Genomic DNA, 1,847 nt, shown 5'->3' on the forward strand with positions numbered 1-1,847 from the left:
AAAATGGCTACTCGACCGTCCTTTTAAATAGAATAAATTGCCGGGATGGGGATCGGCATGGAAAAAGCCATTGATATAAATTTGTTGGAAAAAGGCACGAAATAAAAGGGTTGTAATCTCTCTTCTCGGACTTTCTTTTGCATCTTTAGAAGCTTTCTCAGGGATTTTTGCTGAAAGTAAAGGGTTCCGTCTAACCAGTCTAAAATCAACAATTTTGACGTGGTTAACTCCCAATGCACTTGAGGAATGACTAATTTTTTCGGATCAAACCAACGACTTTCCGCTAGGTTTAAACGGAGTTGAGTCGTATATTCAGCCTCCATTGTAAAGTCTAACTCTGCTCTGAGGGCGGTCGTAAATTCATCAGCGATCGCAACGATATCATAATCTTCTCCAAAGTCTGTAAAAGAGACTAATTCTGCAATTCCTTTGATGAGTTTAATATCTTGATCGACAACTGTTTCAATACCCGGCCTTTGGACTTTTAGGGCTACTTTCTGGCCATTTTTTAGGGTGGCTTGATGCACCTGTGCAATAGACCCGGCAGCGATGGGTATTTGTTTGATTTCTTGGAAAATTTCTTGACTGGGTTGGGGTAATTCTTGTTCTAATAATTGGTTGATTTCTGGCCAGGAAACCGGGGGAACATTCGATTGTAATTCCGATAAAGCTTCGATATAGTGTTTGGGTAATAAGTCAGGACGAGTGGATAAAAGTTGTCCTAATTTGACATAAACCGGACCTAAATCAATGAGAATATTACATAAGACTTCTGGGGTGGGTAACTGGGGTTCTTTGGACTGGTTTCCTGTTAGTAAACCCTTCATATAATCCCATCCGTGATGAAAGACGACTTCTAAGATTTCTCTTTGACGGGATGTATTTTTTGTTAAGGATAACATTGACATTTTTTATTATATTCTTGTTTGTTATTATAGTACAATTTACAAAATATGATAAGCTTCTCCCAGATCGGAAGAGGTCTTAATTGAGGGTTAAGGGATTATTATTAATCATTTTAAGCTTGTTGCCAAATTGCTTGGATTTTACCCGGCAGGAACCCAGAAAGTTCAGTAATTCTTTCTGGGGATAATTCATCTTTGGTGGCAGCAAAAACCGCTTTGATCACAATTTCTCCTGTGGTTCTTTCTGGCATTGCCCCTTCTTGTTCCACTCGTCTAATAAAGAGTTGATCGTCAATATTAAGGGTTCCCCGAATACGGCTTAACCAAGCGACAATGGGATTGGTATCTTTCCATAAGTCTGCAATATCTTCTTGTAATTGTTTTTGATTGCTTTGTGCTGCTTTTTTATTTAATTCGGAGGCAACATTATCAACGGTTTCTGTTGGGACTAAATCCCGCATGGTCCGATACACAACTTCTGTCATTTCTCTGGCTTCATAAATATCGCTTAAATTAGCTCTAGCCATAACTTTTTCTAAAAAGGATAAGTTGGACTGGGTTAGGTTAGTCATAAAATATACTCTTTATCAAACTTCAGTTATCTAGATTATGATCCTTAACCTGAAGTGATCCCTCTCGAATTAGATAGATTCTCTATCTAACCGAGGATAGATTTTATGGCTATTAATAGCTTAACTTTTATTAATTATTATCTTTTTTAAAATACGTTCTTAAGATGGTTGCATTTTCCGAGGTTCCTTGAATAGCAGAACTTGAGCTTTCAATTTGACTTTTCATTTGTTGGATGTAGGGTTGCTGTGGGGTTTGTTGTTGGCTATTTTGTTGAGACTCTGTAAAATTCCATTGTTTTTTCTGAGATTTTTTATCCGCTTTTTTTGGTTCCTTTTTCTTGATTTTACCCTCTTCTGATAGGTCAGAATG

2 protein-coding genes and 2 pseudogenes are annotated in these 1,847 nt (G+C 37.4%); all 4 read right to left on the bottom strand.

Annotation, left to right across the window (positions count from 1 at the left end):
- On the bottom strand, nucleotides 1-234 hold a 234-nt coding region (locus tag C4E06_RS28630), incomplete at its 3' end, for an AarF/UbiB family protein (RefSeq protein ID WP_232826168.1).
- Nucleotides 138-908 (bottom strand): annotated as a pseudogene (locus C4E06_RS05455) (ABC1 kinase family protein); the annotation flags it as partial. The pseudogene C4E06_RS05455 and the gene C4E06_RS28630, both read right to left, overlap by 97 nt.
- 110 nt (nucleotides 909-1,018) lie before the next feature.
- Entirely contained in the window at nucleotides 1,019-1,477 is a 459-nt protein-coding gene (locus tag C4E06_RS05460) for a DUF2267 domain-containing protein (RefSeq protein ID WP_107667139.1), read from the bottom strand.
- A gap of 130 nt (nucleotides 1,478-1,607) precedes the next feature.
- Nucleotides 1,608-1,847: pseudogene (locus C4E06_RS05465) on the bottom strand (hypothetical protein); the annotation flags it as partial.

It is taken from the genome of Cyanothece sp. BG0011 (genome assembly GCF_003013815.1).
Taxonomy (GTDB): domain Bacteria; phylum Cyanobacteriota; class Cyanobacteriia; order Cyanobacteriales; family Microcystaceae; genus Crocosphaera.